Origin of the sequence: Paraglaciecola sp. MB-3u-78, assembly GCF_002835935.1 — a bacterium.
In the GTDB taxonomy this organism is placed as follows: Bacteria; Pseudomonadota; Gammaproteobacteria; order Enterobacterales; family Alteromonadaceae; genus Paraglaciecola.
In genome coordinates this window covers 652,660-667,046 of record NZ_PJCF01000004.1, presented here as the reverse complement: position 1 = coordinate 667,046, position 14,387 = coordinate 652,660, and the positions used below count along the sequence as shown (strand labels likewise).

The following is a 14,387-nucleotide window of genomic DNA, read 5'->3' as shown; positions in this document are numbered from 1 at the left end:
TGCCCACATAGATCTGAGAATATGAGATGAAACGAGCTAGCTTTATATCAATCGACGATGAAGATGTAGACTTAATTCTTTCTTTTGCCCTTGAGGATGAAGCTTTAGGAGTTCGTAGTCTCATATTAATGAGAACCCCTAAGTTTGAATCCCTTGTAATTGAAGAAGAAAGGGGCGTTCGTGTTTCTCTTGAGGGGCAAGAAACGGATGAAGAGGATAGCATGTTGGTTCGAGTTACCCTTTCATCCAAAGATATAGAAATTGCTACTATGACTGGGATATATAAAGTTGATTTGTCGAAGGTCGGTAAAGAGGAATTGGACTCTGTCTATCCATTCCTACAAAAAATGAATTTTGATAATAAATTCGAGATAAGTCATGCATGAAAACCGCAGTCAGTCAGAAAACTAGGACGCTGGTGTAGGCGCTACATAACACCTATAGATTGTTCAAAAAATCATAGTTCAGTGATTTTCCTAATGTCTGCTTTGTCGGAAACTTGCCGTTAGCAAAATGGCGACTGACGACAATGAGCGAATTACAGACAGTCGCGGGCATTCAATCCTATGCCCGCTTTCGCTCATCTCAGCCGTTCACAGTAAAATGATATCTGAATCAACTGTTCAAATACCGAGCAGTCAACATCATGAATGACATGCCATCAAACGTCACCCTTACACACCGCCTTATTAGCAAACAACGGCACATCAAGTGATGGCAGTGCCCTTGAATGGCACGCGCAATCAACATAACAACTTAATCCAAATGGATGAGTCAGGTTTTTTTACACAATTAATCCCATGTTTATTGTATTAAGAATACTAAGCTGTTGAATTAGATTGGTTTTATTTATGTGGCTTTTTTCTTGCATATTTTTGAGCGCACGACTTGTAGTTCCATTTAATTAATTTTTAAAAGGATAACGGTATGTTTAAGAAGGTCACAAAGCTTTTAGGAGCAATAGCATTAGCGGGATGGATGGGCGTCGCCAATGCGTCGTTGATATTTGATTTTTCGTGGGAATCTAGTAATGGTAAGATTAGCGGCGAGATATTGGGGTTAGTGGACAACGCCTCATTGCAGGCGGCCAGCGGCGTCATTATCACTATTGTCGACGGGGATGCGGATTACATCGATTTTTTAGCTCCGTTTTATAACGTTTCTAACAATTTATTTTCGGTTAGTGGCGGTGTAATGGTCACATCGGAATTTTATGCATTTGCGCCGAACCCAGTAAGTTTTTTCCGTTTTAATCGGTTTAGTGGCACAGCGGAGTATTATTTATTTAACGATACTATAACCCCGCCTTCGTACTACGATTCGTTCACCGGCTCGGGTATCAAATTTGTCAACCGCGTGACAGTCCCCGAGCCCGGTTCGGTTATATTGGTGCTGCTGGGTTTAGCGGGCTTGTCATTTACTCGATATAGAAAACAATATTAATCGGATTGTCATCCAGCCCTGCAACTACCCATCGTAACCAGCGGGTAATATAATCATCAAGCATAGCGGCTCTTTTGGGGGCCGTTTTCTTTTGCTCCTTCTCTATAAATAAAGTGGGCTGACGCACTTTATTCACCGCGTTAGTTATCGTTTTTTCTGCTAAGCCTAATTCTGGCAGGACAAATCGATAACCCAAAAAATCACCAAATTGTCGGGAGCAATTTAGAACAGCTATAGCTGGCCCGCAGGGTGAAAGGCAAGATGCCTGGAATAAATTCTTTTTCAATACGCCCGATAAAGGTTTTATCCGGTGCTTGCTCGACTTTTAATTGATGAAAGTGTTGATTGACTGTTCTCACGGCCTTGCATAAGTGCCAGCGGGTTTTGCCCATTTTGAAACGGTCGTACCCAATCAAGCGCGCGCTTATACTTATGTAAAAACGGGGCAGTTGACTAACCTGAGCGCAGAATTTGCGCCACCTTTACGCACCACTGCGGGCATGACAAGTAGTGCTAAGGAATTAGCTCAAAGGGTTATCGCACTTCAAGCGAATAAGCTCTTTGATAAAAGTGATAGTCTTAAAAAACTTTGGGAACCCAACATACTAGTTGATGGAAAGACTGCGGGGTTCAACCAACTGGTTAATGGGTATGCTTTAGGTTGGCCTGTAATAAGCCGTGCGGAACACTCTGCGGTGGCTCCCCTTGGTGCAAATCGTTCGGCTTTAGTTGTTTATCCTCATGACAATTTATTAATTGTGGTACTGACTAATCTATCTGGTTCATTGCCATCAACTTTTATTGATGAAATTGCCGGGGTTTATATCGCCGACATGAAAGCCGAAAATGGTTTTGGTTTACCTTTATCAATTAAACCTTTGTGGACACAATTAGAAATACAAGGCTATGCCAATATTTCTAATGTCGCACAGGAAATGCAAAGCCAAGGTGCTATCAAACTGATTGAGGTCGATTTGAATACCTGGGGATATCAACTAATAGGACGGAAAAAATTGGACCAAGCAGTGGGAGTTTTCACCCTCAATACTCAGTTGTTTCCTACCAGTGCCAATACTTATGATAGTTTGGCCGAAGCTTATTGGTTACTTGGCGATAGCAAAAAAGCAATTGAGTTTTATAACAAAGTGCTGGCGCTACAACCAGACAATAAAAATGCCAAAAATCAACTAATAAGAATCAAAGCACAATCGAATTAGATATCTTTTTATCGAGATAATAGGTAATAAATCGAAAATAGATTATAGGACAACAGAAGCTCTTTTTGAGCCCCCGCGAGTTTACTTTTTGGTCACAGTAAACTTTCGTTAACTGCCGTCCGCTTTGGCGTACTTTCCATGTTTATTAAGACCAACAGGCAATTTAAAGAAGGTCTCCAATTCGGTCAAACCCGCTTGTCAGTTTATTAAACAGGCTGAGTTTCAAACATTAATATGCTCGAATATCAGATGCAGGTCTATAGAAAATTTATCCCGCTGACACCTACTATGAATGAGAGAGAGATGAATATGGCACCTAATTACTCATAGCTTCTGTGACAAGACTGATGTTAAAAAGGCAATTTTACGAAACATAAAGATGCTAAAGCTTGACTTGAATAGGTCATGAGTCCTAATCGTTGTTTCATACCTTGATACCTTATTTACATGGGCATTCACGCTAGTATTAATTACGCACAAATGGTAACGCGTAACCCTTTTAGCCTTGATACTACAAAATACCCCCCCATTTAAGTTCATTCACTGAGCATCGAAAGCAACTGCAAATTAGTATTATTTATTAGGCATTAATTTTTCAGCACTTTTTGAACGGTTAATAAAACACCGTTTTGCTAAGGACGTCACAAAAGAGTATCAAATAATTACTCCCGTTTTGGTTAGGTTATCCTCATAAGAAACAGGACAGCATTCAGTTACACCCAGATTAGAACTAGGCTAGTTGCAGCAAGGCAGAGTATGTTTTTTTTAAGTTGGGCATTTATAAAGGACCACGTATTTCATATTTATTATTGGAGAATAATGATGACGTCGTAACGTCCTAGGTACTTTCTTATTAAGTGTTGATCTGTGTCAAATGACTAAAAACAAGTATCAGTAAAGTCTTGATTAACTTCTACATTGAACTTGTTGGTCAATTTGAGTAAAAAACATGTTTATTTTACGTATTTGGATGTTTTTATTATTTTTGTGTTTTTCTCGGTTTAGTTCCGCTACCCATGACGTCTGGATACTTGATGTTCGGGGTCCAATAGGTGTGGCGACTATGGAGTACGTCGTTTCCTCTATTGATCTGGCCCATAGTGATAACTCCCCCATCCAGCCCACTCTTATTATTCTGAAACTCGATACGCCTGGTGGTTTAGATAATGCGATGCGCAGTATTATTAAACGCATATTGTCTTCAAACATCCCTATCGTTGGCTATGTTCATCCTAAAAGAGCTAGAGCCGCTAGTGCTGGCACTTACATTTTGTATGCAACTCATATTGCGGCAATGTCAGCAGCCACAAATCTGGGTGCTGCGACACCTGTGCAAATAGGTTTATCTGGGGCACCCACTGATCCTGATGAACAAATCAATCAATCCAATACTAATAATGCCATGACACGCAAAATAGTGAACGATGCCACTGCTTATATTGAAGGCCTCGCAGACCTTAGAGGTCGAAATCGTGAGTGGGCAGCGGAAGCCGTTTTGTCGGGAGCCAGTATGTCTGCGAAAGATGCCTTAGAAGCAAACATCATTAATATTATTGCTGATGACATAGATGATTTATTGACACAATTAAATGGGTACGCTGTTGTGATAAACGGGCAGCAGAGCGCACTTAATTTGAATGATATTAATATTGTTAATATATCAGCAAATTGGCGACAAAAATTTCTTTCAGTAGTTGGGGATCCTAGCTTTGCTTTCATATTAATACTGATCGGTATTTATGGCTTAATCTTTGAGTTTTCAAATCCTGGGGGAGGTGTATTTGGTCTTGTCGGTGCAGTTTGTATACTAACTGCATTGTATGGTTTTCAAGTATTGCCGATAAATTATGCCGGTTTGGCACTCATTCTGTTAGGTATAGGGTTGATGATAGCCGAAGTATATTCTCCCAGCTTTGGCATATTGGGTATTATTGGAGCAGTGAGTCTTGTTATGGGTTCAGTCATACTTATAGATACACCTGAGCCTGCATTTCAAATTGCCTGGCCTATTATCCTCTCTGTTGCTATCTCCAGTCTCGCCTTTGTTTTCTTAACATTTGGCATGTTGTTCAAATCTCGTCAGCAAACCAAGGTTAGCGGTATTGAAACTTTATTGGGTGAAACAGCTGAAATTGAATCCATTCATGAAGACATTACTTTAGCGCGACTACAAGGGGAATTATGGCAGGTACAAGCAAACGAGCCCCTTATACCCGGAGATAAAGTTACCGTATCCTCAATAAATGGACTCACGTTAAATGTTTTAAAACAATTGGAGCACTAAAATGGACACTACATTTACTTTTGACTATGTTTGGATGCCACTGGCATTTTTTATCACCTTGTTTGTTTTTTCAATTTTTAAAGTACTGCGCGAGTATGAAAGAGGCGTCATTTTTTTCTTAGGCCGCTTTCAAAAAGTAAAAGGACCAGGGTTGATTATTGTTATCCCGCTAATACAGCAAATGGTTCGTGTTGATTTACGTACCATTGTGATGGACGTACCTACACAGGATGTTATTTCTAGGGATAATGTATCTGTTAAAGTCAATGCAGTGGTTTACTTTAAAGTGGTTGATCCAGAGAAGGCAATCATCCAAGTAGAAGACTTTTTGGCTGCGACGAGTCAATTATCACAAACCACCTTGCGATCTGTTTTAGGTCAGCACGAGCTAGACGATATGCTCGCGGAAAGAGATCAACTTAACGGTGATATTCAGAGTATTTTGGATAAACAAACCAATGCGTGGGGTATCAAAGTGTCTAATGTGGAAATAAAACACGTAGATTTAGACGAAAGCATGATCCGCGCAATTGCCCAGCAGGCAGAAGCCGAAAGAACCCGACGTGCTAAAGTTATTCATGCGCTAGGAGAAAACGAGGCTTCTGAGCAATTACTAAGCGCGGCAAAAACTTTGGCAAAACAACCTCAGGCTTTACAACTCAGGTACTTACAAACACTGACTGAAATTGCAGGCGATAAAAGTAGCACAATCATTTTCCCCATTCCTATGGATTTCATGCAAGGACTAAAACAGATACTTGATAATAAGGTAACTAAATAACATCACATCACATCAAGGCATAGTAAAAATAGGGTCTGCGCCTGTCCAAACTAGACGTTGATGCCAGACTTTTGGGTCGTCATTACCACAGTGCATAAGCAGCACTGTCTTACCGTCCATAACTGCCCGATGCAGTGTTTCTAACTTGTCTTCGGGAATACCAAGACGACGCTGGGCGATGGTCAGGTGAGTCAAGGCAGCGCCAGTTGTCATTAGACCGGCACCAACAGCGCTGCTGGCCACAGCATTGAGCAACGGCCCACCAATAATCACAGTCCCTACGCCGGGCAGCAAAAACATGCTGGCGGCTGCTGCTAATAGTCCACCCAGCGCGCCCTCCAAACCCCAGACCTTAAAACGTTCCTTTTCATTGGTATAGGCGATACCAAGAGTGTCATCACCCTGTCCGCCAGCATTGTGGAGGATGGAGAGCTGATCCATTGGAAAGTCATGTTTGATCATATCCTCCACAACGGCGTTGGCATCATCAATATTGTTAAACACAGCACCAACAAAATGTTCATTATGCGTATTCATGTTCATCTCTCCTTGTCGGGATTCAAAATAACTTGCTGCTCTATGAGATGTAAATCATCATAAAATGCATACAGATGTGGTGCCCCTGTTGCCAATTCATATTCAATAATTAGCAGTGTCATTTCTCGACGTGCTTGAGAACCGATCATTGGGTAACTGATTGGAGGAAACTTGCGTGGCAAAACCACTTTCGTCACCAACCACATGGAAGTTGACGTCCAGCCAATCAAAAATAGAGCGATACCCGATCAGATTAAATTAGTCGGTTTTTATTGTTTTAGAAAACACCACAATACTGTCCTTCATCTCAATATTAATGATATCCCCTGGACTAAATTCACCTCCAAGAATGCGCTTTGCTAACTCTTTTTCAATTTTGTTTTTGATGACCCTTTTTAAGGGTCTGGCTCCGTAGACTGGGTCAAAACCTGCATCAGCTATGACATCAACAACCTCTTCTGAAATATCTAATGACAAGTCCTTTTCCGCCAAGCGAGTATGTAAATAGTTTAATTGTATTTTTGCTATCTCTCTTACTTGGTCTTGTTTAAGTGGATGGAACACCACTATTTCATCTAGTCTATTGATAAACTCTGGTCTGAAATGTTGACCTACTACTTCCAACACTCTGGTCTTTATTTCATCATAATTCTCTTCACCTGCAACATCTAAAATTAAATGACTTCCAAGATTTGAAGTCATCACAATTACCGTGTTCCGAAAATCTACAGTGCGTCCTTGTCCATCAGTCAGGCGTCCATCATCAAGTACCTGAAGCAATATATTAAATACATCAGGATGGGCTTTTTCGACTTCGTCTAACAATACAACTGCGTAAGGCCTGCGTCTGACAGCTTCGGTTAGATAACCTCCTTCCTCATAGCCAACATATCCAGGAGGGGCTCCAACTAATCGAGCAACCGAATGTTTCTCCATAAATTCAGACATATCAATGCGTACAATAGAATCCTCTGTATCAAACAAAAATTCAGCAAGTGCTTTGGTTAATTCAGTCTTACCCACACCTGTCGGACCTAAAAACAAAAATGAGCCATTTGGCCTTTGAGGATCAGCCAGCCCCGCTCTTGAACTTCTTATGGAATCTGATACAGCAGTGATAGCCTCCTCTTGTCCAATGACTCGGCTATGCAGTGCTTCTTCCATTTTAAGCAGTTTTTCACGCTCTCCAGACAGCATTTTTGAAACAGGTATACCTGTCCACTTTGAGACAACTTCAGCTATTTCTTCGTCCGTTACTTTATTTTTTAATAACGTCATCTCTTGGGTTTGGCTCTGACTCGCCACCACTAATTTCGCTTCTAACTCGGGTATTCTTCCATATTGAATTTCTGACATTCGGGTTAGATCACTTGCCCTACCTGCAGCCTCAAGCTCTCTTCTCGCTTGCTCCAGTTCTTCCTTAATGTGTGTTTCACCTTGCACGTAGGCTTTTTCAGAGGTCCACGTTTCTTTGAGATCAGCAAATTCCAGCTCTAAACTGTTTACTTCTTCGTCAAGGTTGTCTAGCCTTTTTTTAGATGCATCATCGGTTTCTTTTTTTAATGCTTCACGTTCAATTTTTAATTGGATTAAGCGTCTGTCTAGCTTATCCATTACTTCCGGCATAGAATCAATTTCCATTCTAATCCGTGATCCAGCTTCGTCAATGAGGTCTATGGCTTTGTCTGGTAATTGGCGATCTGTAATATACCGCTGTGACAGCGTGGTGGCAGCAACAATGGCAGAGTCGTTGATCGCAACACCGTGATGTACTTCATACCTCTCCTTTAAGCCCCGTAAAATTGCAATGGTATCTTCGACCGAAGGTTCTTCTACTAGCACTTTCTGAAAACGACGCTCTAGTGCGGTATCTTTTTCAATGTATTTTCTGTACTCATCAAGGGTTGTTGCACCCACACAATGCAGCTCGCCTCGTGCCAACGCGGGTTTAAGCATATTGCCTGCGTCCATGGCACCGTCGCTCTTTCCTGCTCCTACTATAGTGTGGATTTCGTCGATGAATAAAATGACATTGCCTTCTTGTTTAGCCACATCATTTAAAACCGCTTTTAGGCGCTCTTCAAATTCTCCTCTATATTTAGCTCCTGCAATCAGGGCAGCCATATCCAGAGACAATAATTTACGTCCTTTTAACCCTTCAGGTACTTCTCCATTAACAATACGTTGGGCTAGACCTTCAACAATGGCCGTTTTACCCACACCCGGCTCGCCAATTAAAACAGGGTTGTTTTTTGAGCGACGCTGCAACACTTGAATAACACGTCTGATTTCATCATCACGACCAATTACGGGATCAAGTTTTCCCTGCTCGGCTCGTTCTGTAACGTCGATACTATATTTATCTAAAGCATCTCGTTGTTCTTCGGCATTAGCATCATTAATAGGCTGTCCTCCTGTCGTATCGGCTATAGATTTTTCAATAGCGAGTTCTGTTGCACCCGCTTCTTTCATCAACTTTCCGACTTGTCCTTTGTCTTGCGTACAAGCCAGTAAAAACAAATCACTTGAAATGAATTTATCACCGCGTTTCTGCGCTAATTTGTCTGTTTGATTAAACAGTCTAGAAAGTTCATTAGAGACATGAATATCCCCGTTACCGTCTTCTACCTTAGCGATGCGCTCAAGAGATTCACCTAGCTGTGATCTAAGTTTGTTAATATCAACATCGGCTTTATGTAACAAAGGCCTTGCGGTGCCGTCATCTTGATTGAGCAAAGCAAACAATAAGTGCACTGGTTCAATGGTTGGATTGTCATTACCCAAAGCTAAGCTCTGTGCATCAGACAGGGCTAGCTGCAGCTTACTAGTAAATTTATCTATTCTCATTTTTAGATCCCTATTTAGACGACAATAATAGTCGACGCTGAATTAATGATGTTTAGTACAAATGTCATGTTGCTGAGGCCTTAAATAGATTAATTTCATGACCTAACGTCCCTTTTCAATAGTTTCAACTGATTATGAAAGCTGACTTGAGATGACAATGGCGAAAACAGTCTTTGCCAATCACTGCTAATGAATATTAATAACTGATGATAAAACCAATTTTGGAAGTCTATAATGCAGGCGTTGCTCGATGGGATATTGATTCTTGTCAAACAATGGTAATTAATGATTAGTTTATTCGATGAATAACCGACCATCGCAAAGATTCTTTAATTATTACTCAAACTTTTCCTGTGTATTGTTCAACTAGCTTTCCTAAATTAAATCGTTACCATAATAGTCACTTTTTTATTGTCATAGAGTTCATATGGAATTCGCATTTATTCTCCTAGCCTTTATCTGTGGTTTAGGTCTGAAATTAGTTGGGTTACCTCCATTGATAGGTTATTTGATTGCTGGCTTCACTTTAAATTACCTCGGCTTTCATTCAACAGACGCTTTGCAGACAATCGCCAATTTAGGCATAACATTGATGTTGTTTACCATTGGCTTAAAACTTAATGTCCGTGACTTGTATAAAAAAGAAGTCTGGTTAGGCAGTATTTTTCACTCAGTTGTATGGGTAACATTAATCAACTTACTATTATTTGTGGTGTCTTGGCTTGGATTAGCGGCTTTTGCTAACTTAGACTGGTCAACACAAGCCCTACTTGCTTTTTCACTCAGTTTTAGTAGCACCGTTTGTATTGTTAAAATTCTCGAAGAAAGTGGTGAAATCAAGACCCGTCATGGCAAGTTAGCCATTGGAGTGTTGATTATGCAGGATATTGTAGCGGTGCTGTTTTTGGTTATAGCAACGGGTAAAGTACCATCTATATGGGCGTTATTATTGTTATTATTATTTTTCGCGAAACCCATATGGTCCATAATTTTGGAACGTGTAGGTCACGGCGAACTTCTCATATTGTCAGGGTTTATGTTTGCTTTAGGTGGTTATGAGCTTTTCGAAGCCTTAGGAATTAAAGGCGATCTGGGTGCTTTAATTTTCGGAATGTTTATCGCGACACATGCAAAGTCTGCAGAAATGTCCAAAGCTCTTATGAATTTCAAAGATATTTTTCTAGTAGGTTTTTTTCTAACCATTGGTTTTAGTGCACTCCCCACCCTAGATTTAATCTATACGGCCATAATACTTTGCCTGTTTATCCCCATTAAATTTGCCTTATTTTTTTCGTTATTTACTTTTTTAAAATTAAGGGCTCGCACCAGTTATTTAGCCAGCCTGGTGTTATCAAATTACAGTGAGTTTGGTCTGATTGTAGTAGCATTGTTAGTAAGTCTAGGCTGGTTAAGTGCCGAGTGGTTAGTGGTTTTGGCTTTGGCCGTATCGTTCTCATTCGTGTTAACTGGCTTATTTTACAAAACCTCACATAACCAATACACCAAATTTAAAAATCGACTTAAATCTTTTGAAAGTCCACATCGATTGCATGAGGATGTCTACGTACAACCCGTTGGGGCTGAAATTATCGTGATTGGTCTTGGAAGAGTTGGCAAAGGTGCTTATTTATCGTTAAACAGCATGGTGGGTAATAGAGTTTGGGGAATGGATGCAGACCGTAGCCGCATACATCAACTAAAAAAAGTAGGCTATCAGGCCATGGTAGGAGACGGCGAGGACGTCGATTTATGGGAGAATATGGACCTAACCCAAATACAGTTAATCTTACTGGCCTTACCTTCTATTGAAGATATTTGCAATATTACTGAACAACTTCAACACGCAAATTACACAGGGAAAATAGCCTCAATTGCTCGTTATGAAGATGAAATACAACCACTTATAGATGCAGGTTCAGATAAAGTTTTTAACTTTTTCACCGAAGCAGGAACAGGTTTTGCTGAGGAAAGTCTGCAACTTTTACCCCGTTACATAAAGTCTTAACAATGTGATACATAATGATAATCGTTATCATTATGTATCACATTGTTTTATAAGATGATTTTTTTATTAACTAGTGGTTTTTTATAGCGCTTACCATTATGATTTGTTTTATTAGTTATTACTCATGGATTACCTAGAATGAAAGGCGATAAACAAGTATTAGTTGTATTAAGTGAAATACTTACCTTTGAACTCACCTCTATCAATCAATATTTTTTACATGCTCGCATGTTTAAAAACTGGGGATTAGAAAAATTAAATAACGCGGCTTATAAAAAATCCATAAAAGACATGAAGCAAGCTGACCAATTAATAGAACGTATTTTGTTTCTGGAAGGGTTACCTAACTTACAAATGTTGGGCAAATTAATGATAGGTGAAGAAACTGTCGAAATGCTTACCTGCGATATGGCCTTTCAGAACTTACAAATTCCCTTATTAAAACAATCCATCAACGTATGTGAAGGTTTACAAGATTTTGTGTCTCGTGATTTGCTTGTTTCCATTTTAAGCTACGAGGAAGACTATATTGATTGGATTGAAACCCAGCAATATCAAATTAAGCATTTAGGTTTAGAAAAATATCTACAAAGCCAAGTTGAGGAGGATTAACATGCAAGGTAAAAAAGTCATAATTGATCAGCTTAATGCCCTACTCGCTTATGAGTTGGCAGCCATGGATCAATACTTTATTCATTCTCAAATGTACCAAGACTGGGGTTTTAGTAAGTTATATACGCGAATATCCCATGAATTTGACGATGAAAAGGGCCACGCGACAAAATTAATAGAGCGTATGCTGTTTTTAGAAGGCACGCCTAATATGGTCGATCGTGACGGCCTGATGATAGGGTCAGATGTACCTTCGATGTTAGAAAGTGATTTGCGTGTGGAATATGCCGTTGCACAAGCGTTGAAAGATACCATTAGTATTTGTGAGACAGAGCAGGATTATGTCACTAGAGACATGCTGATGATTTTACTAGACGACACTGAGATGGATCATGCCTATTGGCTTGAACAGCAGATAGGTTTGATAAAACGTTTAGGCTTGGCGAATTACTTGCAATCACAGATGTAAATAACATAACTGATTTTAAAAAACTGAACCAGCCTGCGCTCATTCAGTTTTTTTTGTTTCTGTCTGTAGAAAAATTAAAAAACCAAGATTGCTCTAATTCATTATTATCTAAGGTCTGGATGATTAACTGCCATCTCATAGCTGGTTCGCTGCAAGAGCCTAAAAATAAACGCGCGTTGTAAACCTTTTTATCTTCCTTTGCGTAAACAGAGTCATTAAGAACGGCATTTTTCCCCATATACATATTGATACCTTGCACCCACATTTGTTTGATTTTTGTATTATTTGGAACAGTTATAGTGAGTAATAGTTCTTCCTCTACCTCAATCTCTTGTAGAAATCGAACTGAAATCTGTTGGCCATTATTAAATACAATACATTCTTGCGTTAGATCAATGTTGCACTGTTTTGTCGATTTTATTGATGGGGAATCTGTATAATTTAAAAATATACCTACAGCTGCTGTAAAAACGAGCAAAGGAAGCAATATTCTAGCAAAAAAAGTAGGATTCAAAATTGCACAGCGGTTAAACTAAAGACCTGTTAAGTGTGATAAAAAAAAAGGTAAGTAACAAGAGTGTTTTTACCTTTCTTTTTAAAAGACATAACCTTACTATATATAGGGTTATAATGATTATTGGATTTAATATCAATATCTTAGAAAATAAAATAAGTACCAACCTCTGGTTGCATCTTATTTGTAACAAGCCTGTAAATTTATTGTTAACAAGAGCGGAAGATTCATTAAATGAGTGAAGCTATTCAAGTACATCCCGAATACAACTATAAAGTAGTTCGGCAATTTGCGGTGATGACCGTAGTATGGGGAATTATTGGTATGGCCGTAGGGGTGTTACTTGCCGCTCAGCTATATTGGCCTGCGTTGAACTTTGACACTCCATGGTTAACATTTTCTAGGTTAAGACCGTTGCATACTAATGCGGTTATTTTTGCCTTCGGCGGATGTGCCTTATTTGCTACATCTTTGTATGTAGTTCAGCGAACATCCAATGTGAGGTTGTTCAGCGACAAACTGGCTTCATTTACTTTTTGGGGCTGGCAGCTTGTCATTGTACTCGCTGTAATAACTCTTCCAATGGGACTGACCAGTTCAAAAGAATATGCCGAGCTTGAATGGCCTATTGATATATTAATCACCATAGTCTGGTTGTCTTATGTGATTAACTTCTTTGGTACTATGGTTATCAGAAAAGTTTCTCATATATATGTAGCTAACTGGTTTTTTGGTGCCTTTATGTTAACTGTTGCGGTATTGCATATCGCTAACAGTATGGCTATACCTGTTTCTTTGACAAAGTCCTACTCTATTTATGCTGGCGCGGTTGATGCCATGATCCAGTGGTGGTACGGGCACAATGCGGTTGGCTTTTTCCTAACAGCTGGCTTCTTAGGCATGATGTATTATTTTGTACCTAAACAAGCGGGCCGCCCTGTTTATTCATATCGGTTGTCAGTAGTACATTTTTGGGCGCTGATATCTCTTTATATATGGGCCGGACCACACCATTTACATTACACAGCACTACCTGACTGGACTCAGTCTTTAGGTATGGCCATGTCTATTATCTTATTCGTACCTTCTTGGGGCGGCATGATAAACGGTATTATGACCTTATCAGGTGCATGGCATAAGCTGCGTACCGATCCTATATTACGCTTCCTTGTTGTTTCATTGTCCTTCTACGGCATGTCGACGTTTGAAGGCCCTATGATGGCGATCAAAACTGTAAATGCATTATCACATTATACAGATTGGACTATCGGCCATGTGCATTCTGGTGCCTTGGGTTGGGTTGCTATGGTATCTATTGGTTCTATTTATCACCTGATCCCTGTTTTGTTTGATAAACCCAAAATGTACAGTATTAAATTGATCAACGTACATTTTTGGTTGGCCACAATTGGCGTGGTGTTATACATAGTCGCCATGTGGATGTCTGGTGTATTACAAGGTTTGATGTGGCGTGCAATCAACTCCGACGGAACGTTAACCTATAGTTTTGTGGAATCACTTGAAGCTTCCAAACCATTCTATCTAGTTCGCTTTATCGGCGGTGTATTAGTTGTGGTAGGCATGTCAATCATGGCTTACAACGTTTACAAAACCATTAGAAGTGAGAGCGAAGAAAAGGCAATTGAACCAGAAGTACAACCGGCTTAAGGAGGATAGA

At 39.8% G+C, this 14,387-nt stretch carries 15 protein-coding genes; 9 read left to right on the top strand and 6 right to left on the bottom strand.

The genetic code is table 11. The features are described 5' to 3' along the window. The first annotated feature begins 26 nt into the window (after positions 1-26). Positions 27-386, top strand: a complete 360-nt coding sequence (locus CXF95_RS09755) for a hypothetical protein (RefSeq protein WP_101198473.1) — start codon at positions 27-29, stop codon at positions 384-386. 541 nt (positions 387-927) lie between these two features. Next, complete coding sequence (locus tag CXF95_RS09750) at positions 928-1,443, top strand: PEP-CTERM sorting domain-containing protein (protein ID WP_101198472.1); 516 nt, start codon at positions 928-930, stop codon at positions 1,441-1,443. Here the strand turns inward: CXF95_RS09750 and CXF95_RS09745 are convergent. Continuing rightward, positions 1,418-1,639: a hypothetical protein gene (locus tag CXF95_RS09745; RefSeq protein ID WP_101198471.1), complete on the bottom strand. Its 222-nt coding sequence runs from the start codon at positions 1,637-1,639 to the stop codon at positions 1,418-1,420. The genes CXF95_RS09750 and CXF95_RS09745 overlap by 26 nt on opposite strands. A 4-nt stretch (positions 1,640-1,643) precedes the next feature. Beyond that, a complete protein-coding gene (locus tag CXF95_RS29565; RefSeq protein WP_157828121.1) occupies positions 1,644-1,802 on the bottom strand; it encodes a hypothetical protein in 159 nt (52 codons plus the stop codon). Between the two features lie 12 nt (positions 1,803-1,814). Between CXF95_RS29565 and CXF95_RS09740 the strand changes: the two genes are divergently transcribed. The 3 genes from CXF95_RS09740 to CXF95_RS09730 all read left to right on the top strand — a co-directional run bounded on the left by CXF95_RS09740 (position 1,815) and on the right by CXF95_RS09730 (position 5,725). After that, complete coding sequence (locus tag CXF95_RS09740; protein ID WP_232787745.1) at positions 1,815-2,660, top strand: tetratricopeptide repeat protein; 846 nt, start codon at positions 1,815-1,817, stop codon at positions 2,658-2,660. Positions 2,661-3,609: 949 nt separating this feature from the next. Then, positions 3,610-4,944 carry a nodulation protein NfeD gene (locus CXF95_RS09735; RefSeq protein WP_232787744.1) on the top strand — a complete coding sequence of 445 codons (1,335 nt, stop codon included), beginning with the start codon at positions 3,610-3,612 and terminating at the stop codon, positions 4,942-4,944. Between the two features lie 34 nt (positions 4,945-4,978). After that, complete coding sequence (locus tag CXF95_RS09730) at positions 4,979-5,725, top strand: slipin family protein (RefSeq protein WP_101198765.1); 747 nt, start codon at positions 4,979-4,981, stop codon at positions 5,723-5,725. Between the two features lie 12 nt (positions 5,726-5,737). On the opposite strand, the gene CXF95_RS09725 is transcribed toward CXF95_RS09730, so the two are convergent. From CXF95_RS09725 to clpB, 3 genes are read right to left on the bottom strand one after another with little or no spacing between them, the layout of a single operon-like run. Beyond that, on the bottom strand, positions 5,738-6,262 hold the full coding sequence (locus CXF95_RS09725) for a hypothetical protein (protein ID WP_101198469.1): 525 nt from the start codon (positions 6,260-6,262) through the stop codon (positions 5,738-5,740). A 2-nt stretch (positions 6,263-6,264) separates the two neighbouring features. Continuing rightward, positions 6,265-6,468: a hypothetical protein gene (locus CXF95_RS09720; RefSeq protein WP_101198468.1), complete on the bottom strand. Its 204-nt coding sequence runs from the start codon at positions 6,466-6,468 to the stop codon at positions 6,265-6,267. A 52-nt stretch (positions 6,469-6,520) separates the two neighbouring features. Beyond that, positions 6,521-9,109, bottom strand: coding sequence for an ATP-dependent chaperone ClpB (clpB, locus tag CXF95_RS09715; protein ID WP_101198467.1), 2,589 nt, complete (start codon positions 9,107-9,109; stop codon positions 6,521-6,523). Between the two features lie 427 nt (positions 9,110-9,536). Here clpB and CXF95_RS09710 point away from each other — a divergent pair, with 427 nt between their 5' ends. From CXF95_RS09710 to bfr (CXF95_RS09700), 3 genes are all read left to right on the top strand, one after another. Next, positions 9,537-11,114, top strand: coding sequence for a cation:proton antiporter family protein (locus CXF95_RS09710; protein WP_101198466.1), 1,578 nt, complete (start codon positions 9,537-9,539; stop codon positions 11,112-11,114). Between the two features lie 138 nt (positions 11,115-11,252). Further along, entirely contained in the window at positions 11,253-11,726 is a 474-nt protein-coding gene (bfr, locus tag CXF95_RS09705; protein WP_101198465.1) for a bacterioferritin, read from the top strand. A gap of 1 nt (position 11,727) precedes the next feature. Next, positions 11,728-12,195 carry a bacterioferritin gene (bfr, locus tag CXF95_RS09700; protein ID WP_101198464.1) on the top strand — a complete coding sequence of 156 codons (468 nt, stop codon included), beginning with the start codon at positions 11,728-11,730 and terminating at the stop codon, positions 12,193-12,195. A gap of 43 nt (positions 12,196-12,238) precedes the next feature. Here the strand turns inward: bfr (CXF95_RS09700) and CXF95_RS09695 are convergent, their stop codons facing one another. Beyond that, positions 12,239-12,709, bottom strand: a complete 471-nt coding sequence (locus tag CXF95_RS09695; RefSeq protein ID WP_101198463.1) for a hypothetical protein — start codon at positions 12,707-12,709, stop codon at positions 12,239-12,241. A 234-nt stretch (positions 12,710-12,943) separates the two neighbouring features. On the opposite strand from CXF95_RS09695, the gene ccoN reads away from it, so the two are divergent. Further along, positions 12,944-14,377 (top strand): cytochrome-c oxidase, cbb3-type subunit I, encoded by a 1,434-nt coding sequence (gene ccoN, locus CXF95_RS09690; RefSeq protein WP_101198462.1) that lies wholly within the window; start codon positions 12,944-12,946, stop codon positions 14,375-14,377. The last annotated feature ends 10 nt before the right edge of the window (positions 14,378-14,387 follow it).